The sequence below is a fragment of the Pseudanabaena sp. PCC 6802 genome (genome assembly GCF_000332175.1).
Classification (GTDB): domain Bacteria; phylum Cyanobacteriota; class Cyanobacteriia; order Pseudanabaenales; family Pseudanabaenaceae; genus PCC-6802.
Map to the genome: position 1 here is coordinate 2,263,034 of NZ_KB235914.1, position 21,514 is coordinate 2,284,547.

The 21,514-nt window shown below is 49.3% G+C and carries 10 protein-coding genes; 7 read left to right on the plus strand and 3 right to left on the minus strand.

Going from position 1 to position 21,514, the window contains the following annotated elements; genetic code table 11:
* The first annotated feature begins 480 nt into the window (after window positions 1-480).
* From PSE6802_RS0115910 to ggt, 4 genes are all read left to right on the plus strand, one after another.
* The gene (locus PSE6802_RS0115910) at window positions 481-6,828 is read left to right on the plus strand and encodes a SpvB/TcaC N-terminal domain-containing protein (protein ID WP_026103334.1); all 6,348 of its coding nucleotides are present in this window, start codon (window positions 481-483) and stop codon (window positions 6,826-6,828) included.
* Entirely contained in the window at window positions 6,761-7,984 is a 1,224-nt protein-coding gene (locus PSE6802_RS0115915; protein WP_083901712.1) for an RHS repeat domain-containing protein, read from the plus strand. Before PSE6802_RS0115910 ends, PSE6802_RS0115915 begins: the two co-directional genes overlap by 68 nt.
* A gap of 177 nt (window positions 7,985-8,161) precedes the next feature.
* Window positions 8,162-13,636 carry a Tc toxin subunit A-related protein gene (locus tag PSE6802_RS0115920; RefSeq protein WP_019501043.1) on the plus strand — a complete coding sequence of 1,825 codons (5,475 nt, stop codon included), beginning with the start codon at window positions 8,162-8,164 and terminating at the stop codon, window positions 13,634-13,636.
* A 148-nt stretch (window positions 13,637-13,784) separates the two neighbouring features.
* Complete coding sequence (gene ggt / locus PSE6802_RS0115925; protein WP_019501044.1) at window positions 13,785-15,539, plus strand: gamma-glutamyltransferase; 1,755 nt, start codon at window positions 13,785-13,787, stop codon at window positions 15,537-15,539.
* A gap of 22 nt (window positions 15,540-15,561) precedes the next feature.
* Here the strand turns inward: ggt and PSE6802_RS29230 are convergent, their stop codons facing one another.
* Together PSE6802_RS29230 and PSE6802_RS0115935 are read right to left on the minus strand one after the other, a co-directional pair.
* Window positions 15,562-16,551, minus strand: coding sequence for a class I SAM-dependent methyltransferase (locus tag PSE6802_RS29230; protein ID WP_019501045.1), 990 nt, complete (start codon window positions 16,549-16,551; stop codon window positions 15,562-15,564).
* A gap of 87 nt (window positions 16,552-16,638) precedes the next feature.
* The gene (locus PSE6802_RS0115935) at window positions 16,639-17,598 is read right to left on the minus strand and encodes an asparaginase (protein WP_019501046.1); all 960 of its coding nucleotides are present in this window, start codon (window positions 17,596-17,598) and stop codon (window positions 16,639-16,641) included.
* 302 nt (window positions 17,599-17,900) lie between these two features.
* Between PSE6802_RS0115935 and PSE6802_RS0115940 the strand changes: the two genes are divergently transcribed.
* Window positions 17,901-18,788 carry an alpha/beta fold hydrolase gene (locus PSE6802_RS0115940; protein ID WP_019501047.1) on the plus strand — a complete coding sequence of 296 codons (888 nt, stop codon included), beginning with the start codon at window positions 17,901-17,903 and terminating at the stop codon, window positions 18,786-18,788.
* Between the two features lie 54 nt (window positions 18,789-18,842).
* On the opposite strand, the gene petM is transcribed toward PSE6802_RS0115940, so the two are convergent.
* On the minus strand, window positions 18,843-18,944 hold the full coding sequence (gene petM, locus PSE6802_RS0115945; protein WP_019501048.1) for a cytochrome b6-f complex subunit PetM: 102 nt from the start codon (window positions 18,942-18,944) through the stop codon (window positions 18,843-18,845).
* Window positions 18,945-19,210: 266 nt separating this feature from the next.
* Here petM and PSE6802_RS0115950 point away from each other — a divergent pair, with 266 nt between their 5' ends.
* Together PSE6802_RS0115950 and nuoH are read left to right on the plus strand one after the other, a co-directional pair.
* Complete coding sequence (locus PSE6802_RS0115950; protein WP_019501049.1) at window positions 19,211-20,389, plus strand: NAD(P)H-quinone oxidoreductase subunit H; 1,179 nt, start codon at window positions 19,211-19,213, stop codon at window positions 20,387-20,389.
* Complete coding sequence (gene nuoH, locus PSE6802_RS0115955) at window positions 20,389-21,507, plus strand: NADH-quinone oxidoreductase subunit NuoH (protein ID WP_019501050.1); 1,119 nt, start codon at window positions 20,389-20,391, stop codon at window positions 21,505-21,507. Before PSE6802_RS0115950 ends, nuoH begins: the two co-directional genes overlap by 1 nt.
* Window positions 21,508-21,514 lie beyond the last annotated feature (7 nt).

Consider the following 21,514-nt stretch of genomic DNA (forward strand, 5'->3'; position numbering starts at 1 on the left):
TTCTAAAAAGTTCACCGCCTTGATAGTCATCGTACCGTCATATAGCGGTTTTCACTTGAGAACAGGTTTTATTTTTGGGGTGAAGGGGTTCCACCCCTTCTTGGGGGCAACGCCCCAAACCCCCTTCTCGTTTTCATCTGAAAACCGCTATAGCTTAAGGATCGCAAGGGTTAAGATCCGATCATTTCCGATCTTTATTCCAGAACTTTCCAGAACTTTTCTGACGGACAGCGACCATAAAATTTCCTATGCTTTGACTATTAGGACTTACGCAGCCAAATCTACAAAAAACAATAGAGGGGAGTTTGAGGGCTTCGCCCTCAATTGGGGCGTTGCCCCAAACCCCTTAAAATCTGGGTTTTATTTTCACGATGCGTAAGTCCTGACTATATGAGGAAATTGAGGAGATTTTCGAGAACCAATATAAAGCTTTGGTAGGAGTAGGTTTTACCAAGTGTGATATTTCAAAAGGAATATAAAATGAGTAATAAATCAGGGACATCCGGTCAAATCATCTCAACTCCCCAAGGTGGTGGTGCTTTACAGGGGATCGGTGAGAAGTTCTCTCCAGATCTACACACGGGCACCGGGAACTTCACGGTTCCGATCGCTCTGCCACCAGGCCGAAATGGCTTTCAACCCCAGTTAAGCCTTGGCTATAGTACTGGCAATGGTAATGGTGCGTTTGGACTTGGTTGGGGCTTGAGCATACCAGGGGTCAGTCGTCAGACTTCCAAGGGCATTCCTCGCTACGATGACTTGCAAGATATCTTTATCCTTTCGGGCGCAGAAGATCTTGTCCCGATCGCTCGCACTTCAGATGGCATTACCCGCTATCGACCCAGAACGGAAGGATTGTTTGCGCGCATTGAGCACCATCACGATGCCAATAATAACTTTTGGCAAGTCTCAAGCAAGGATGGTCTGCTTAGTTTTTATGGTACGCCACGTCCTATTGATGCTAATTCCGATTGGCGAGATCCTGCTGTTATAGCCGATCCGAGCAAACGCGAGAAGATCTTTGCTTGGAAGCTCAGTCAAACTATCGATCCCTTTGGCAATCGCATTGAGTATGAGTACGAACGCGATGCGGCTGTAGAGGAGGCACATCACTGGGATCAAATTTATCTGAAGCGAATTCGCTACGCTGACTATAGCGATCGCGGTACAACAAAGTTTCTGATATCCGTTACGTTTGAATATGAAGACCGACTGGATGCATTTTCGGAATATCGGGCTGGGTTTGAGATCCGCACCCGTAGACGTTGTCAGCAGATAGTTGTGCGTACCCATACAGAGGTCGAACAGCTAGTGCGCACCTATCAACTAATTTATCTAGATCGCCGCAGCGATCTAGGGAATTTGGGGCAATTACTGCCATTGAATGGAGTCTCTCTACTCAGTCAGGTGAGGGTTTCAGGTCATAATGGCGAGGCACAGGAATCTCTGCCACCTCTAGAATTTAATTACACACGGTTTGAGCCGGAAGAACGTAAATTCTCTCCAGTATTAGGAAAGGATTTACCCACTCGTTCCCTTGCCAATCCAGAACTAGAACTGGCCGATCTGTTTGGTAATGGGCTGCCGGACATTCTGGAGATGAACGGCACCGTGCGTTATTGGCGCAATCTCGGCAATGGTAAATTCGATCGCCCTCGCGAGATGCGAGACGCTCCAGCGGGTTTGCAATTAGCAGATCCGGGCGTGCAGACGATCGATGCCGATGGCGATGGGCGCATTGACCTGCTCGTAACTACAGATACCACCGCTGGCTACTTCCCATTACGGTTTGGTGGACTATGGGATCGCAAGTCCTTTCAGCGTTATGAATTCGCCCCTAGTTTCAATCTCGAAGATCCAGAGGTGAGATTAGTAGACATGAATGGTGATGGCGTGACAGATGCGATTCGTTCGGGCAGTCGGATGGAATGCTTCTTCAACCATCCTCAACGGGGCTGGCATGAGACTCGATTTGTCGATCGTCAAGCGTTAGAAGTATTCCCCAACGTTAACTTTTCCGATCCGCGCGTCAAACTGGGGGATATGACTGGTGATGGATTGCAGAACATTGTGTTAATCCATGATGGCAAAATCGAGTACTGGCCGAATCTCGGCTATGGCAACTGGGGCAAGCAAATTGTGATGACAAATAGTCCGCGCTTCCCCTATGGCTACGATCCCAAGCGCATCCTGGTTGGAGATATCGATGGCGATGGTCTGGACGATATTGTTTACGTTGATAACAGAAAGTTAACGCTTTGGATTAACCAATGCGGTAATGGCTGGAGCAACCCGATTGAGATTAAGGGTACGCCTTCTGTATCCGATATCGATGCCGTGCGTCTAGTCGATCTGTTCGGGGTGGGGATTAGAGGCATCCTGTGGAGTGCCGATGCTAGTGGAGTTTCGCGTTCTAATCTATTCTTTTTAGATTTCACGGGAGGAGTTAAGCCCTATTTATTAAGCGAGATGGACAACCACATGGGTTCTCTGACTCGCGTGGCTTATATCGCTTCCACGCAGTTTTATCTAGCGGACGAGGAGCGGCCTCAGACGCGCTGGAAAACCCCGCTTCCTTTCCCGGCACAGGTGGTGGCTAGGGTAGAGGCACTCGATCGGATTTCCCAAGGGAAACTCACGACGGAATATCACTATCATCATGGCTATTGGGATGGGGCAGAGCGGGAATTTCGCGGCTTTGGACGAGTCGAGCAAAGGGATACAGAAGTCTTTGCAGATTTTCATGCCGTTGGATTGCATGGAGATCGCCCCTTTGAAATCGTTCAAGCCAAACAGTTTTCTCCACCCCTAGAAACCCGTACCTGGTTTCATCAAGGCCCAGTAGGAGATGAGTTTGGTGAGTGGGAAGAATTAGATTTCAGCAATGAGTATTGGTCGGGCGACCCGCAGGCGCTGTTTCGTCCCCAAACAACGATCGATTTTCTCAAAGGATTACCTCGAGGCAAACAGCGGGATGCCATCAGAGCATTGCGGGGGAGCATCTTACGCACAGAACTCTATGCCCTGGATGGTTCGGAACTTCAGGATCGCCCCTATACAGTGACTGAATCGCTCCAAGGAGTCAGAGAAGAATCTCCTCTCACCAGTGACGAGGGAAATCGCCAATCGATCTTCTTTCCCTTTGGGTTGGCGCAACGCACTACCCAGTGGGAACGGGGGAACGACCCCATGGCGCAACTGAGCTTCATGGAAGATTACGATCGCTACGGTCAATTGCGATCGCAACTGAGCGTTGCCGTTCCCAGGGGTCGGGATTATCGAGGCACGAGTGTGCCAACATCACCTTACCTGGCGACCTACGCGGAAACAACCTATGCCCAACGGGATGACGATCGGCACTATATGGTCGATCGCGTCGCCAGGACAACCACCTACGAAATTCTCAATGATGGCAATCCCTCCGTGTTTGAGTTCTGGGATGCCGTCAAGCGAGGTGCGCTGGCGCGCAATATCATCGGTCAAACCCTGAACTTTTACGATGGTGCGGCGTTTCAAGGGTTGCCTTTTGGTCAGCTTGGCGATTACGGGGCGCTGGTGCGATCGGACAGTCTGGTGATGACCAACGAAATCTTGCGAGATCTCTATCGCAGTGGCGAGGTAGTTCTGAATCCTCCCGAACAGCCGCTTTATCTCAAGCCGGGCGCACCTGCCTGGACGGATGAGTATCCAGCGGAGTTTCGCAAGCTAGCGACCCAAGCGGGTTATGTCTTTCGTCAGGGTGGTGCCAATGTCATCTCGACTACGGGTTATTTTGCGATGGTGAAATCATGTTTGTACGACTTTCAACCAACTAGTGCTAATGGCAAGGGGCGAGGGCTAGTCTTGCAGCAACACGATCCGCTCGGACTCAGAACCATAATTGCCTACGATCGCTTTGAGTTGCTACCGGAGCGCGTCATCGATCCGCTGGGGCTTGTGACCCAGGCTATATACAACTACAGGGTGCTGCAACCGGAAACAGTGGTCGGTCCGAACTTCAACGCCACCAAGTTCCAGTTCACGCCGTTGGGGTTGGTGAGTGCCACGTTTGTCGAGGGTAAGTCCAACGTTCTGGAAGGCGATCGCCAGCGTCCTAGCGTGCGAATGGAATATGATTTCCTCGCTTTCGTAGAACGCAAGCAACCGATTTCAGTACGGACGATCCGGCAAATTCACCACGACACCGAAACCGACATCCCATTACCACAAAGGGATGAAACTATCGAAACGGTCGAGTATTCTGATGGATTTGGAAGGCTATTACAAACGCGCGCGCAATCGGAAGAAATCCGTTTCGGCAATGCCGTGTTTGGTGGTGGAATTTTACCAGCGAACCAAGGGGATGAAGCGTCTACCCGTCAGGCATTTGTGGGACAGCGTAATGGAGATCGCCTCCAGCCTAATGTCGCGGTCAGCGGTTGGCAAATTTACGATAACAAAGGGCGGGTGATTGAGAAATTTGAACCCTTCTACTCAGTGGGATGGAACTATATGGCTCCCACTGAATCGCAAATGGGACAAAAAACGGAGATGGACTACGATCCTCGCGGACAGGTAATTCGCACGCTGAATCCTGATGGCTCGGAGCAACGGGTGATTTATGGTATCCCTACGGATTTAACCCAGCCGGAACAGTTTACGCCGACTCCCTGGGAAGCCTACACCTACGATGCCAATGATAATGCGGGGCGCACCCATGCTGCACAAGCAACGAGCTATCAGCCGCACTGGAATACGCCTGCCAGCATTGCGATCGATGCCCTCGGGCGCACAATTCAGGCGACGGCTCGCAATGGTAGCAATCCCGCAACGGATTGGTATCTGACGCGATCGACCTATGACATTCGCGGCAATCTGTTGGCAGTAACGGATGCGCTGGGGCGAGTGGCGTTTCGCTATGCTTACGATCTGGCAAATCGCCCCTGGCGCACGGACAGTATTGATGCCGGAGTGCGGCGCACGGTGTTGGATGCGATCGGCAATGCGATCGAACAACGGGATAGTAAAGGGGCATTGGTGCTGCATACCTATGATGAAGGGCATCGCCCGACTCGTCTTTATGCCAGGGATGGGCTGAATCAACCTTTGACGCTAAGGGAGTATTCGATCTATGGCGATCGCCCTGAGTCTGGGTTAACAACTCAGGTAGCGCGGCAGAATAATCTGCTGGGTAAGTTATATCGGCATTACGATGAGGCGGGATTAGTAACGGTTCCTACCTGTGATTTTAAGGGCAATCCACTGAGTCAGACGCGGCAGGTAATTAGTGATACCTCTCTCCTATCTGTATTTAACAATGCAGAGCAACGGAACTGGGAAATCTCGGCATTTCGGGTGGATTGGCAACCGCCTACGGGAACGACATTGGATATCTACGTTCAGACGCTGTTGGATGCCACATCCTATGTGACATCGATGACCTACGACGCGCTGAACCGCTTTAAGACGATGCGCTATCCCCAGGATGTAACGGGGCAGCGGCAGGAACTGGTGCCGGTCTATAACCGGGCAGGAGGGCTGGCTCAGGTGAAGCTGAACGGTCAGATCTATGTGGAGCAGATTGCCTATAGTGCCAAGGGGCAACGGGTACTGGTGACCTATGGGAATGGCGTGATGACGCGCTATGCCTATGACGATCGCACCTTCCGGTTATTGCGGCTGCGATCGGAGAGCTACACTCAGCCAGGATCTGACAGCTATCAGCCTGTGGGAGCGCCATTACAGGATTTCGCTTACCAGTACGATTTGGTCGGCAATATTCTCAATATCCAGGATCGCACTCCTGCCAGTGGGATTCTCAACAATCCCGATGCGGCGCAGACGAGCGATTCGCAACTAGCGCAATTGCTGGCATCTGGGAATGCCTTAATCCGGCGATTTGATTACGACCCAATTTATCGGCTGTTGGCGGCAACGGGAAGGGAGTGCGATCGCCCACCCGAAGAAGCACCACCCTGGGCAGACGAACCGCGTTGTGTGGATTTGACGCGCACCCGCGCCTATACGGAGCGATATCAATACGACCCGATGGGAAATATGTTGCAGTTGCAGCATCAGATGAATGGATCGAATCGCAATCGCAATTTTGCCATGGTAGCTGGCAATAATCGCTTGGATACGGTGACGATCGGGCAAACGGTTTATCGCTATGTTTACGACACCAATGGCAATCTGATTCAGGAAAATCTCTCGCGTCAGTTTGAGTGGGATTATGGCGATCGCCTCAAGGCGTTTCGCACCCAAACGCCGGGAGCAGAACCCTCGGTTCACGCGCAGTATCTCTACGATGCCAGTGGAATGCGGGTGAAGAAATTGGTGCGGAAGCAGGGCGGACAGGTGACGGTGACGGTTTATGTGGGTGGCATGTTTGAGTATCACCGATTAGTGCAGGGGAGTACGACGCATGAGAACAATACGTTGCACGTTATGGACGACAAGTCTCGCATTGCCTTAGTGAGGATTGGCAATCCTTTCCCTGACGATACGACTCCTGCAGTGAAGTACCATTTGGGCGACCATTTGGGGAGTAGCAATGTGGTGGTTGGAAGTGATGGGGAGTGGGTTAACCGGGAGGAGTATATACCCTACGGAGAGACGAGTTTTGGCAGCTTTGGGAGAAAGCGATATCGATATACAGGGAAGGAACGAGATGAGGAGAGTGGGCTGAATTATCATGCAGCAAGATATTACGCACCGTGGTTGGTGAGGTGGGTGAGTTGCGATCCTTCAGGGATGGCGGATGGGCTGAATATATATAGCTATGTGTCCAACAATCCCAGACGACAAGTCTCGCATTGCCTTAGTGAGGATTGGCAATCCTTTCCCTGACGATACGACTCCTGCAGTGAAGTACCATTTGGGCGACCATTTGGGGAGTAGCAATGTGGTGGTTGGAAGTGATGGGGAGTGGGTTAACCGTGAGGAGTATATACCCTACGGAGAGACGAGTTTTGGCAGCTTTGGGAGAAAGCGATATCGATATACAGGGAAGGAACGAGATGAGGAGAGTGGGCTGAATTATCATGCAGCAAGATATTACGCACCGTGGTTGGTGAGGTGGGTGAGTTGCGATCCTTCAGGGATGGCGGATGGGCTGAATATATATAGCTATGTGTCCAACAATCCCATTGGTTTAAACGATCCATCTGGCACGGAAGGTGATGTACCGCAACTCACTACTTACTTTAGATACAAATTTACAGGGAAGGAATCTCAAGATCAGGTCAAATATATTGCAGCACAGAAAGGATGGTTTATTGAAGGATCTGTTGAATGGACTGGCCAGTCATGGTTTGTACATGGCACTGTAAGCCGTCTTCCGCCTGGGAAAGAAGGAGAAAGAGAAATAGCAAAGTTAGGAGCTCGTGCAATTATATCAGAGGCTTTCAAAGACAACGACTTATCTGGCATCACTGGTAGTCCAAAGCAAAAATCTGGATCGGAGCTGGACGTTGTTACTAGTGTAGCTTCTTTGATTCTCGATCCAGAAAGTCTGGCAAAAAAGAGTCCCAGTAAAGATTCAGATACTTCCGGCTCTCCTATTGGAAGTAAGAGTGGCTTCATTACTGGTACAGCGGCAAAGTTATTAACTATAGCACTAGCAGCCTTCACTGTGGCTGGAGGAGCCATCAAAAAGGCATTTCAGAAAATAGGAGGATGGTTTAAGAAGGGTTTTGGCAAGTTCATTAAAATGCTGCCTTTTAAGAAGCCGCCTCTGCAACTGCCGCCGGGAGCAAATAGGCTGTCAAAAGAGTCGGAAGCGTTACTGTCAATCTGGGGGCAAGGTGAGGAAGGCGCACAAGCGACTTTAAATCGTCTTAGGGGCGGCGAAAAAATCACACTGCCAAAAGGGATCACGAAGGAAACACTGAAAGAATATGAAGCCAAGCTTATAACAACGAGGCTAACTGCCGAGAAGCTCAGACAATCACTGGAAGTGTACGACAGAAGACTAGAGATAATCGATCGTCTTCTGAGACAGTAACAGTAGAGTAAGAGTAGGGTGGGCAATGCCCACCCTACTTGAGAGGGTAAAGCGATCGCTCTACTCAATACTCAAACAATGCTCGAAGTGATTTATGCAAAAAATGTGAGGAGCGATCGCCCTTCCCTGAAACGGCATAAACATCAACGAGACATTCAATCACATAAGAGGAAAATCATGGATAACACTATTAACATTGCACCAATTGCTCGAATCGGAATCATCAGATCCCTAATTCCGTCAATTAACATTACATCACCCGCCAGTAATGCAGTTATTGACTCAAGTTTTACAGTTAGCGGAAATGCGAGTTGCATTTATTTAGAGAAGAATACTGGGTCTGATGAAGAAGTAGAATTTCCTGCGGACGGCGATATTACTAATGTTGCAGTTCGTGTAGGGGACAGTGGCACGTTTCAACAAGCCACACCCACCGGCCCCGGTGGCAGTTGGACCAGTTGGGATTTTACCACCGGCACGACGTTGGGGGGGACGCAGATAATCACAGCACAGGTAACTGCAGCCCGTGGCACGCTGATCGGTACAGCCACAGATACCCAAACTGTAACGATCGATCGCACCCCACCCACCCTAACCGTGCAATCATCCACCATCACGACATCTACGAATACGGCAATCATCCAAGGAACGGCTAACGATCCAGCATCAGGGGTAGACTTCGTTGAGTGGCAACTTGGCAATAGCGCGTTTGTTCGGGCTAGCGGAACAACTACATGGGCATCAACCGTAACCGTGCCAGGACTGGGTTCCTATACCGTATCGGTACGGGCACGGGATAGAGCTGGAAATCTCAGCGCTACCCAAACCATCACGATCGTCGCGGTTGACTCAACTCCGCCGGTGCTAGAAATCGTTAGTCCGTTGGAGGGTGCGGAGTTCACGTTGGTAAATGGCACCGTAACCGTTGAGTTCCAAGGCACAGCAATAGATACCCAAACTGGCGTATCGATTGTGGAATGGGATGTGGATGGTCTGAACCAGTATAAACCAGCTATTCCCAAGGCGGCGAATGATTGGTCTACCTGGCGCGTGTCAATTCCCATGACAACGGCGGGCAATCGCACCGTCAGCTTTCGGGCAAAGGACAAAACCACACAAACTGGGAATCCGACTGTCAAAACCCGCTCCGTTAATATTCTTCTACCCTTTATCCCCAAAGATCCTCTGGCAATCTTTAGTCAAGCAACGTATTTGGATGAACTGCTGCTATTCGCAACCCGTCGGATCAAAACTGCTGCTGCTGCCGCTAGCCCCCTAATTACCGTGCCACAGTTGGCTCAAACCTTCCTCCAACCGCTTGACGTACTGGCCACCCCCAACGCTCGTTTAGTCGCAAATCAGTCTGTGCATCAGGTGCGGATTTGCCTTGAGGTTCTGCGTCGCTACTTTGCTCGGAATAATCGTAGCACACCCGCTAATGCAGAAACTAACTACCGTCAATCTGCCTACAAAATTCTCTTAAGGAATCTGGGTACATCTTATGAAGAACTGCGGTTAACACGGATAGGTGATGAGAAAACTCGTAAAGCGCTGGCTAGCCGCATGGGAATTGAACTGACCCCAGTCCGCCCAGACCGTTTAGATCGGCTGCTGCTGCAACCCAATCAAATTACAGAAGCAGTTCTAGAGCGTCTCTTTGGTTTAGTGGATACAACTCGCGACCCTTTAACAACTGGTGTGCTGCCAGTGCCAGAGCTGCTTGTTTGGCAGAAAGAACATCTCCGCGCTCAGTGGCAACAGCAAGATAATACTGCTCAGTCTGACGTGGGAACTCCCCTTCCCATCATTGATCCAGATGTCATTGGTGAGAGCGATCTCAAAGATCCGGTTCCCGGTAATCCGGCCTACGATCTGTGGAAAGCAAGACAGCAGCAGTTAGCCAACCAACTTGCAGCGATCGAAGCCACCCGTGAGGCACAAGCAACTCCTCTGGCTGGATTCGATCGCATTGTCTCCGATCTATTAGGCCCCATTGCTGCCTTAGTCGCTTTAGCCGAGGAGCAAAAGCGGGGCAATAACATCGATGCTCAACTCAAGGCAAAACAAATCGCACTCCAACCCTTCCGCCATCTCATGTACGTTCGGAATCTGGCTGTTGCTGGCACGATTTTGGATGAAGAATGGGCAGATGTGTATGCCATTCTGGTGCAGGTTCAGAAACTGCGCCAGTCTGCTACCTGGCGGCAACAGGAAGGAACTCTTACTCTGGGGCCGGATTACTTCCAGCTACCCGATGCCACACCTCCTACAGCATTGCCGCAATGGAGAGCCACCCAGCAAGCCCGTCTAACCTGGAAAGATGTTCTCACCGCCCGTATGCAGCAAGAGCAGATCGTTGTCGAAGCACTACAAGTGGCTGTTGATGCCACTGAAGCCGCCACATTACCCGTACTGCGGGATGCCCTGGTGAATGATTTGCTAAATGCAAACGATCCAAAGCTAGACTCCTTGGACGAAGTGGCAAATCGATTGTCACAAGAATTAGCGATCGACTGCAAAAGTAGCGGTAACCAGAAGATTACCCGCATTGAGCAGGCGCTTGAGACCGCACAAGCGATTCTCTTTTCCGCACGCATGGGGCAATTTAATACGCCGCCTGTGTTAGGAACCACTAACCCAGCAGCCAGTTGGGTACTCAATCCTGCCAACGGCTATACAGAGTCCAAATTTGATGAGGAGTGGCAATGGATGGGAGCCTATGCCACCTGGCGGGCATCCATGTTTGTCTTTGGCTATCCCGAAAACTACTTGCTGCCTAGTCTGCGTCCTAGTCAAAATCAAAACCCTAATCAAGCTCTCAGCCGCACTCCTGCGTTCAACACCCTGATTACTAATCTGCGGGACAATCTGCGCCTTACGCCTGCCCAGGCACGCACAGAAGCTCAAACCTACTTGGATACCTTACGGGTTCAGCATTCAGACCTGCCAGCCGAGTTGAAAAACACAGCATTCAAAATTACCGATCAGCTATCAGAAACAGAGCTTATACAGCGCCAAACATTGATTCAAGGTCTTTTTGGCATGGTTACCAATCCCTACCAAGCTTCGAAATATCTGTGGGAGGTATTCTATTTCGTTCCCATGGCATTAGGGCTACAGTTACAGAAATCCAGTCAGTATCTGGCATCGCTGGACTGGTTACAAACGGTTTATGCCTATAACCTGCCAGTCAACCAGCGCAAAATTTACCGCGGTCTAACCCTAGAAGGAAACTTAACCACCGACTTCAGCCGCGCTGATGACTGGTTAATCCAGGGACTGAATCCCCATGATATTGCTTCCAAACGGGCAAATGTTTATACACGATTCTCGCTGATGTCGTTAATCCGTTGCTTCCTAGACTTCGCTGACTCAGAGTTCACGCGCAGCACGAATGAATCCCTTCCCCGCGCCCGTTCCCTCTATGTGAGTGCCCTGGAGTTGCTGAGCCAGCCAGAAATGCAACCTCCGATCGGCAGCCCCAACACTCCAGCCAACCCATTTCCACCCAATCCAGTCCTGCAGTCGTTGAAACTCCATGCCGAATTGAACCTGTTCAAGCTGCGTAATGGTCGCAACATCGCGGGTCTAGAACGCCAGTCTGGTACTTTGGTGACCCAAGCTGGCACACTTAACGGCTCGCCAGTTCTCACTAGCAACGGTCAACTCAACATTCCCAAACCAACCACCCTGCGGCCAACATCCTATCGTTATGCGGTGTTGATTGAGCGAGCTAAACAACTGGTGACCATTGCCCAGCAAATCGAAGCAGCTTTCCTAGCGGCGCTTGAAAAACTGGATGCTGAGTCGTACAACCTGCTCAAGGCTCGGCATGATATGCAACTGTCACGTGCGGGAGTAAGGCTGCAAGACTTGCGGATTACAGAAGCAGAAGGCGGGGTCACACTCGCCCAACTACAGCAGCAGCGATCGCAAATTCAGACTAACCACTATGATGGCTTAATTGATGAAGGGCTGATAGGTTTAGAACAAACAGCGATCGGTTTCATGGTTGCGGCGGCTGTCTTACATACTTCAGCAGGCATTATTTATGGTGGTGATGCCATTTTGAACGGAGTGAAAGCGGCTTTTACATTCGGTTTATTCGGCGATCCGGGTGCATCATTAGGTGCAATGGCTTCTTCACTAGCACAAGCAGCTTCAACTACTGCTTCCATTCTGGAAACCTATGCCAGCTACGAACGACGCGAACAGGAATGGCGTTTCCAGCGAGATCTGTCTCGGCAGGATGAAATTATTGGCGATCAGCAGATCGAGATCGCTCAGGATCAGGTGCGCGTTGTGCAGCAGGAAAGCTTTATCGCTGGAATGCAAGCGGACTTTGCCGAAGACACGCTGGCATTCCTGGCAAACAAGTTTACCAATGCTGAACTCTATGAGTGGATGAGCGGCATTCTGGAGCGGGTCTACAGCTATTTCTTGCAGCAAGCAACCGCGATGGCACAGCTTGCCGAAAACCAGCTCGCCTTTGAGCGTCAGGAAAATCCACCTGCATTCATCCAGGCTGATTACTGGCAAACTCCTGGTGAGTCAGGGACAGTCTCTGGAACAGAGAATCAACGCGATCGCCGTGGTTTAACTGGTTCCGCTCGTCTCTTGCAGGATATCTTCCAGTTGGATCAGTATGCATTCGAGACCAACAGGCGCAAATTGCAACTCACACAAACCTTCTCCCTAAGTCAATTGGCTCCCATCGAGTTCCAGCGCTTTCGCGAGACGGGTCGGCTTTTGTTTGCCACGCCTATGGAGCTATTCGATCGCGACTTCCCCGGTCATTACCTGCGCCTGATCAAGCGCATACGCATATCGGTGATTGCCCTCACTCCGCCAACTCGGGGAATTCGTGCCACTCTCACCACCTCCGGTCTATCCCGCGTGGTTGTGGGTGGGGATTTGTTCCAGACAATTGTGGTGCGGCGCGATCCGGAACAGATTGCCTTTACCTCCCCCAGCAATGCTACGGGTCTATTTGAACTGGAGCGAGAAACAGAAATGTTGCTACCATTTGAGAGCATGGGTGTAGATACGACCTGGGAGCTGCAAATGCCCAAGGCTGCTAATCCATTCGACTTCAGCACGATTGCAGATGTGCTGGTCACAATTGAGTACACGGCATTGAGTAGTTTAGACTATCGCCAGCAAGTAATCAAGTCTCTGAATCCAGACTTCAGTGCCGATCGCCCCATCAGTCTCCGCAGTCAATTCCCCGACCAGTGGTACGACCTGCATAATCCCAATAAAACTGTCACACCTCTGACGGTCAAATTCAAGACACTGCGTGAAGACTTCCCACCGAATCTCGATGATCTCAGCATCCAACAGGTTGTGATGTATTTTGTGCGATCGCGCGACGCAACCTACCAAACGGTCGAGGTCAGCAGGTTCTCCTTCACTGCAGATGGCAGTACGGATAAAGTGGGCGGAGCGGCGACATCCATTGATGATATCATCAGCACCCGTCGCGGCAATGCCAGTAGCTGGACTGCAACGATCGGTAAATCTCCATTCGGTGAATGGGAGCTCTCTTTCCCAGACAACCCCCAAATGCGGGAGTTGTTTACCAAAGAGCAGTTTGAAGACATCCTGTTGGTGATTACCTATAAAGGGCGATCGCCAGCATGGCCTCAGTAATCGAATTCTAATGTCAAAGAGCGATCGCCTTTCCATAAATCTGCACGGAGATAGGCGATCGCCATCCCATAGATTCAGACATAAACAAGCGATCGACAGAAATTATGGCGAATCGAAATGATATTATTAGGGATGGAGAGAACCGCTTATGTTTCGACGCAGATTTTTACATTTCTTTTTGATATTTGTTCTGGTTCTCACTGCGATCTTGCCTTTAGGGATGGGGCAAGCTCAGGTTGAAACTGAGACTGGGAGCGATCGCATCGAACGCAAAGCCGTTCATACGCAGAAGTATATGGTAGTAGCAGCCAACCCAATCGCTGCATCAGTAGGAAGCGATATTCTTAAACGCGGCGGAAATGCGATTGATGCCGCAATCGCCGTTCAATTAGTCTTGGGCTTGGTGGAGCCAAATGCCTCTGGTATTGGGGGTGGAGGTTTCCTAGTTTATTATGATGCCAAAAGCAAGCAGATTCACACCTTCGATGGTCGAGAAACTGCCCCCGCTACAGCGCAACCCAACCGTTTTCTGCATAAAAATGGCAAGCCATTAGAGTTCTATGACGCGGTTGTGGGAGGCAAATCTGTAGGTGTCCCTGGCATATTACGTATGCTGGAAATGGCACATCAGTCACACGGTAAGTTACCCTGGCGGCAACTGTTTCAACCGGCAATCCAACTCTCCCAAAAGGGCTTTCCCATCTCACTCCGTTTGAACGCTCTACTCAGTGAGGATAAATATCTACGAAAGCAGCAAGCAGCTCGAAACTACTTTTACAAACTGGATGGCACTCCCAAGCCTGTGGGGAAAATTCTGGTCAATCTTCCCTATGCGGAAGTTCTAAGCCAAATTTCCAAATCTGGAGCTGTTGCTTTTTATGAAGGTGAAATTGCGAAAGATATCGTAGCTGCCACCCAAACCGCCACCGTACCTGGCGATTTAACCTTAAGCGATCTAGCAACTTACCAGGCCAAAGAGCGATCGCCCGTATGTGGAGCATACCGAATTTACAAAATCTGTGGGATGGGGCCGCCTAGCTCTGGCGGAATCGCAGTCTTGCAAATGTTAGGAATACTGAATAATTTCCGATTAGATCGGCTCAAACCACAATCGGTAGAAGCCGTGCATTTATTTGCCGAAGCAGGGCGGCTAGTCTATGCGGATCGGGGACTGTATATCGCGGACTCAGATTTTGTCCCCGTGCCAGTCGATGAATTAATTAATCCCACATACCTGAATAACCGTGCCAAATTAATCGATCCAAACCGAGCCATGATGGTAGTACAACCTGGGCAAATTCCTGCAACACCGCTCTCTGTATGGGGATATGGCAATGCTTTAGAGTTCCCTTCCACTAGCCATATGGCAATTATCGATCGCTTTGGTAATGCCATATCCATGACCAGCAGTATTGAAGATAACTTCGGTTCGCGGCTAATGGTGCGAGGTTTCCTACTGAACAATCAACTGACGGATTTCTCTTTTTCTCCCACTACAAATGATGGTAAAGCGATCGCAAATCGTGTAGAACCCCGAAAGCGTCCCAGAAGTTCCATGGCTCCAACCCTGGTGTTCGATCGGCAAGGGAAGTTAGTCTTTGTAGTTGGCTCTGCTGGTGGCTCGCGAATCATCAATTATGTTGCTAAAGCATTAGTGGCAGTTCTGGATTGGAAACTAGACAGCCAGCAAGCAGTTTCGCTGCCCAATTTTGGCAACCGTAACAGTGCCACAGAACTGGAAGAGGGTACGGATTTTACCATGCTGAAACCAGGTTTAGAATCGCTGGGTCATACTATAGACGTAGCCAAGCAAACTAGCGGTTCCCATGCAATTCTTGTGAGCGATCGAGGACTTATTGGCGGAGTCGATCCCCGTCGTGGTGGTGCTGCTAAAGGGAAATAGGTGTAAATATCGCTATCACCTCTCATCGCTTTTGCAATAGGATGGCGGTTTGATAGCCGTACGCTTCTTCATTGACTGACTTCAAAGCGTACAAACGAGAGAGTTTTTGCTTTAAATAATCATTATTGTAGAAAACTTGCAAAATTTGCCCTCCTCTAGGCGAGCTATTAATGTAAAAGACCTCAAAGTTGGTTGAGGTTAATTTGACTTTGGCATCCCATTCCCTGAGAAGCTGAGCAAGTGCACGATCTGGCTGCTCTTGTAAAATCCGAATCGTATTTTGGTCATGTACGGTGATGTAGAGCCTGCCAGATGGTTTGAGAATTCTCTTGAGTTCTAACAGCCAGGCATCTGTGAGTTCGCCAATATGCGTAAATACAGAACCAGCATAGATCAAATCGAAGTAGCAGTCGGAGAAAGGCAGGCTAGGGGCGGCAGTAGTCGTTAGAAAGTTGAAAGGCGGCGATAGGTTTTGCTGACACCAGAGAATATGTTCGGCACTGAGATCGCACCCCCAGAGTTCGGAATGGTTCGATCGATCTACAAGCCACCGCAACATGCGCCCTGCCGCACAGCCAAATTCCATGATGCTTTGACCCTCTGTAAACTCAAATCCATCCTTGGCAAGAATACCGACCATATTATCAATATGCTGCTTACCCCATTCTAAATAAGTTGCATCTGAATTGCCATAGCCTTCCCGTAGGTGCCATGGAGGTATGGGGAGGCCATCGTTTGTCGGACTCGAAGATTGAGGGTTCTCCTGAACGTAGTAATTTAAATCCTTTTGGGCGGAAAAGAATTTGCCAATTAATGACGGTTCGTTTTGCACTAAGGTGGTAAAGTTTTGTGCAAAGATATCCGCTATCTTTTGCTCGATTATGCGATCTATCTTCCCTTCAACTAGTTTATTCAGACGTTCAAGGTTAGCAGGACTAAAGAGTATATTATTTACTGAGGATTTAATCTTCGCCTTCAGGCTATCCAGTCGAGAATTCTTGAATGAAATCATGATTTTCGCTTAGATGAACGCTTCTGGCACTCTATCACAAACCTATAAATCCTTGTCAAGAACCACACATTTAGACTTGCAGGAATGCTATGGAATGGATAGCTCTCCCAGCACTTCCAGGCGGTTGTATTGTCCCAAGACTGTAAAAGATTCAGCAAGGCTTTCGGCGATCGCGGGTGAAATCCAACCCAGTTGCCTGAGTAAATGAATAGCCACGGCATGTTTTGCTCTCTTCGCCCCATCCATCACCTTGATGGTTAATCCCATTCCTTCCCCAATGCGACCGATACACTGCACTCCTTCAGCTCCAGACTTACTGACCAGTTCGCCTTGACTCAAGCGCATCAACTCCGTATCAAATTCTCCATCTCCTGCTACCATCTCAGGATGACGAATCATGGCGCGAGCAATTCGTTCTAAATGTAGTTGGTTATGGGCGGATAACTGGGCGTAGAGATGCGCCATCTGTCCTATTTCCAGCAAATAAGTAGGAACACCACAGTCATCGTGGGCGTGAATAAATTCCGCAGGCGGCATTTGCAATAGCTCGGCGATTTTCTCCAGAATCAATTGCTGAACGGGATGGTGGCGATTCATGTAAGTGGAAATTTCCCAACCCTGCTGCACGCAAACTGCGATCGCACCTGCGTGCTTGCCAGAACAGTTGTATTGCAGCGCGCTCTTGCCATTGGGAGGAATTGGACATTGCAAGGCACTTGGCTCGACATCACAGCGCCAGAGGATATTAAATACCTGCCGTGCATGTTGAATCGTTCCCTGGTGGGAACTGCAAATAATAGCCAAGTCCACATCGGATAAGTTAAATCTTTCCTGGGCACCAGTCACGGAAACGGCGATCGCTTGAAATGGCTTGAGTGCCGATCGCGCAAAAGTAGCTGTTTGCGCATCTCCTGCCACTGACAAAATTCGCCCCTTTGTATCTGCGACCACTGCTTGAGCGCAGTGTACGGACTCAACTATCCCTTCACGCAGTAATTGTACGGTTAAGCTCTGGGTGTTGGGTCTAGTTCTTTTGGTGGGGTTCATATATATCAATTATTTAAGTTATTAGTCTGCGTAAGGATTTCTGTATATGTCACAATCTGAACGCGATCGCAATCCTAATCTAATACCAATTTTAAAGAGTTAAAGTTATACCAAATCTAAAAATTGTGGCTACGGATGGGGGTTAAGGGGGCTGCGCCCCCTTATGGGGGAGGTTGTCCCCCACGCCCCCTTTCGCTAATGTGTAGTTTTAATTGAGAGAATTGGTATTGCAGAACAAATTGGTATAAGCAAGTATTATATATGTAAAGATATGTAACAGGACTAAAAATTAACTTTGTATCATGATTGCTACTGCAACAACCTCTATTCCCGGTCAATACTGGCAATGGCGCGATCGAGATATTTACTACGTCCGTGTCGGCGATAGTCATAAGCATCCGCCCTTGCTCCTGGTGCATGGCTTCGGTGCTTCCACCGATCACTGGCGCAAGAATATTATCGAGTTAAGTCAAAATTTTGACGTGTGGGCGATCGATTTACTGGGGTTTGGTAGATCGGCTAAACCGGACTGGCAATACAGTGGCGATCTATGGCGCGAACAGCTTCACGACTTTATCCAAACCGTAATTAAACGGCCTGCAATTTTAGCTGGCAATTCTCTGGGAGGCTATGCCTGTCTATGCGTGGCGGCTGAATATTCCCAATCGGTTGCAGGTATTATTTTGCTCAATAGTGCGGGCCCCTTCACCAACACCAATCCTCTAGGAGCCAAGCAAGTTAGTCCCGTGCAAAAAGCTATCGGTAAGCTAGCACAGTCAATCCTGAAGCAGTCCTGGGCTAACTTTTTGTTATTTCAATTCGTAAGACAGCGATCGCAAATCCGCAAAACCCTCAGCAAGGTTTATGTCGATCGCACAGCAGTTACGGACCGCCTGGTGGAAGAAATTTATCGCCCTTCCTGCGACCCAGGTGCAGTGAAAGTATTTGCATCCGTGTTTTCAACACCGCAGGGCAAAAAAGTAGATGAGTTATTGCAAGCCATGACCTGTCCGCTTCTGAGCATCTGGGGCGAGGGCGACCCCTGGATGAATGCAAAAGCCAGATCGGCAAAGTTCCGTGAATATTATCCTGCGATCGTGGAGCATTACTTACCTGCCGGACACTGTCCCCATGACGAGTCGCCGGAACAGGTAAATGCCCTCATACGCGATTGGATTAATAATCTTTAGCCACTTAAAAACCGCAAGGGCAAAGCCCTTGCGGTTTTTAAGAAAAGAAATTCATTACTCTTTTGCGCCTTGCAGCTTTAGCAAGAAGTAGCCAAATCCAATACCTACCAAAGTTAAAACCATTGGTAAGATCATCGCGTTCGTCATTTCGCCCATTTTGTTAACTTAAATTATTTCGCTAAATTAATACTCAATTCCTCAGTTTAAGCGATCGCGAGTATTTAAGCCATTATAGATTTGCATCTATGTTAAGTATCGGTAAAATAAACCACAGTCTACAAAATCGAATATACGCGAAGTTACGCCATGACGATATACTAAAGAGTGTTAAGGAATATCAACATTTTTGAGAATTTCTTGACCTTCATATTAAACCTGTATTCCAAACTGCACATTAACTGTTGAGAGGCGATCGCGCTTATATGTTGATCGAGACCAAAGCCGAACGCATGGTAATTAACATGGGGCCACATCACCCATCCATGCACGGCGTACTTAGACTCCTGGTAACGCTTGACGGCGAAAATATCGTGGATTGCGAGCCAGTTTTGGGCTATTTGCACAGAGCAATGGAGAAAATAGCCGAAAACCGCACGATCGTGCAGTACCTGCCCTATGTGACGCGGTGGGACTACCTCGCTACTATGTTTACCGAGGCGATTACCGTCAACGCCCCCGAAAAGCTGGCAGACGTACCCATTCCCAGACGCGCTAGCTACATTCGCATGATTATGCTGGAACTAAGTCGGATTGCCTCCCACCTGCTCTGGTTGGGAACGTTTGTGGCAGATATTGGCGCGCAAACTCCCTTCTTCTACGTGTTTAGAGAACGGGAGATGATCTACGACCTGTTTGAAGCTGCCACTGGTATGCGCATGATGCACAACTACTTCCGCATCGGTGGCGTAGCAGCCGACTTGCCCTATGGTTGGGTCGAAAAATGCGAAGATTTTTGCAATTACGTACTTCCCAAAATTGACGAATACGAACGCCTGATCACGAACAACCCCATCTTCCGCAAGCGGGTTGAAGGTGTAGGCACGATTACGCGCGAAGATGCGATTAATTGGGGGCTTTCAGGACCAATGCTCAGAGCATCCGGCGTGAAATGGGATCTGCGCAAGGTCGATCGCTACGAGCTTTACCATGAAGTGGATTGGGAAGTACAGTGGGACACTGGTGGCGATTGCCTAGCTCGCTACTTTGTACGAGTGCGGGAAATGCGCGAATCGACAAAAATCGTGCTGCAATCCCTAAAAGCTTTACCAGGCGGCTCCTATGAAAACTTGGAGGCACAGCGCGTACTGGCTGGGCCAAAGAGTGAGTGGAATGCGATGGACTACCAGTTTATTAGCAAAAAACCCTCACCTACCTTTAAAGTTCCCTCTGGCGAACACTACGTACGTGTAGAAGCTCCCAAAGGCGAGCTAGGAGTCTATCTGATTGGAGAAGACAGTGTCTTCCCCTGGCGTTTCAAGATTCGTCCACCTGGGTTTATTAACCTGCAGGTTTTACCACAACTGGTAAGAGGCATGAAGATTGCAGATATTATGGCTATCTTAGGTAGCGTTGACATTATTATGGGTGAGGTGGATCGCTAGTGAGTACAGGTATCGATCTCCAACAAGCATTAATTGATGTTTTAGTTGGTTTAGGGCTAACCCCTGGGGTAGCTAAGGCAATCTGGATTCCCATCCCCATGATTGTTATAGTCTTAGTTACAACCATTTTCGCTTTAGTTTGCACCTGGCTGGAACGTAAAATTTCTGCCGCCGCCCAGCAAAGAATTGGACCAGAATATATGGGGCCGTTTGGGATGCTGGTTCCCCTGGCTGACGTTGGCAAACTCATCATTAAAGAGAATGTAATTCCTGCCAAAGCCGATCCATTGCTATTTAGCTTGGCACCGATAATTGTATTTATATCCGTCTTCCTCTGCTATTTGGTCGTTCCCTTTGGTCAGAATCTGCTGATCTCAGATTTGGGCACTGGCATCTTCTTCATGATTGCCATTTCCAGTGTTGCCCCCATTGGCTTGTTAATGGCAGGTTATTCCTCCAACAACAAGTACTCGCTCTTGGGCGGACTAAGAGCGGCAGCACAATCCATTAGTTATGAAATTCCACTAGCACTGGCAGTACTCGCCGTTGTGATGATGTCCAATTCTCTCAGTACGGTTGACATTGTCAATCAGCAAGGAAATCTCGGTATTTTGTCGTGGAATGTGTGGCGGCAACCAATTGGCTTTGTCATCTTTTTAATCGCGGCACTGGCGGAATGCGAACGCTTGCCCTTTGACTTGCCAGAAGCAGAAGAAGAACTGGTGGCGGGCTATCAAACTGAGTATTCGGGCATTAACTTCATGCTGTTTTATGGTAGCTCCTATGCCAATCTATTCCTGGCTGGTCTTTTGGTGGCAGTTTTGTATCTGGGCGGATGGGAACTACCTTTCCCCATCGATACTATTGCCAATTATTTAGGAGTGAGTGAAGGTACGCCCTGGTGGCAAATTATTGCCGCTTCCCTGGGGATTACCATGACGCTGCTAAAAGCATATGCCTTTGTGTTTCTGGCGGTTCTGTTGCGCTGGACTGTGCCGCGCGTACGGATCGATCAGCTACTAGATTTAGGTTGGAAGTTTCTACTTCCCGTAGGCTTAGCGAACTTATTAATCACAGCAGCTTTGAAACTCAGTTTCCCCTCTGCCTTTGGTGGTTAAGCCTCCC

Excerpts from the sequence above, each read along its gene's own strand:
- PSE6802_RS0115950 (WP_019501049.1), top strand. The coding sequence starts at position 19,211 with ATGTTGATCGAGACCAAAGCCGAACGCATGGTAATTAACATGGGGCCA.
- petM (WP_019501048.1), bottom strand. The coding sequence starts at position 18,944 with ATGGGCGAAATGACGAACGCGATGATCTTACCAATGGTTTTAACTTTG.
- PSE6802_RS0115920 (WP_019501043.1), top strand. The coding sequence starts at position 8,162 with ATGGATAACACTATTAACATTGCACCAATTGCTCGAATCGGAATCATC.
- PSE6802_RS0115910 (WP_026103334.1), top strand. The coding sequence starts at position 481 with ATGAGTAATAAATCAGGGACATCCGGTCAAATCATCTCAACTCCCCAA.
- PSE6802_RS29230 (WP_019501045.1), bottom strand. The coding sequence starts at position 16,551 with ATGATTTCATTCAAGAATTCTCGACTGGATAGCCTGAAGGCGAAGATT.
- ggt (WP_019501044.1), top strand. The coding sequence starts at position 13,785 with ATGTTTCGACGCAGATTTTTACATTTCTTTTTGATATTTGTTCTGGTT.
- PSE6802_RS0115915 (WP_083901712.1), top strand. The coding sequence starts at position 6,761 with ATGTGTCCAACAATCCCAGACGACAAGTCTCGCATTGCCTTAGTGAGG.
- PSE6802_RS0115935 (WP_019501046.1), bottom strand. The coding sequence starts at position 17,598 with ATGAACCCCACCAAAAGAACTAGACCCAACACCCAGAGCTTAACCGTA.
- PSE6802_RS0115940 (WP_019501047.1), top strand. The coding sequence starts at position 17,901 with ATGATTGCTACTGCAACAACCTCTATTCCCGGTCAATACTGGCAATGG.